Below are 460 nucleotides of genomic sequence, written 5' to 3'. Positions count from 1 at the left end.
GGCGCCGCGACCAGGCGCATAAGTGTAGGCCACTGCCGGCGGATCGGCCCCGCCCCACGGCCGATCGTCGCGCGCGATCGCCCAGAAGAAGCCTTTCTTGGTGCGGCCGCGGCCGGGATCGAGCACAGGCGCTGTGGTCTCGTCCACCGCGATCTTGTTCGCGGTCAAAATGATCTCGCGCAGCCTGAGCCAGAGCGGACGAAGCTCTGCGCCTGCATAGCCCACCCAGAACGCCAAAACCGAGCGCTTGATGTCGATACCCTGCGCCAGCAGCATCTGAGCCTGCCGATACAGCGGCAGGTGCCAGGCATATTTGGCGACCAGAACATGGGCGACCATCGCCTCGGTCGGCAAGCCGCCCTTGATCAGCCGCTCTGGTGCCGGCGCCTGAACCACGCCATCCGTGCAGGCCCGACAGGCATATTTGGGACGATGGGTGACGATCACGCGGAACTGTGCC

The 460-nt window shown here is 65.9% G+C and carries 1 protein-coding gene; it reads right to left on the bottom strand.

What is annotated here, in order from left to right; genetic code table 11:
- Nucleotides 1-460 (bottom strand): IS66 family transposase (locus XI09_RS03470; protein WP_271565672.1); only part of this gene is annotated, 460 nt, incomplete at both ends.

Origin of the sequence: Bradyrhizobium sp. CCBAU 11386 (genome assembly GCF_028128955.1) — a bacterium.
Classification (GTDB): domain Bacteria; phylum Pseudomonadota; class Alphaproteobacteria; order Rhizobiales; family Xanthobacteraceae; genus Bradyrhizobium.
Note: the sequence above shows the minus strand (reverse complement) of the source record. Positions and strands in the feature narration are given on the sequence as shown.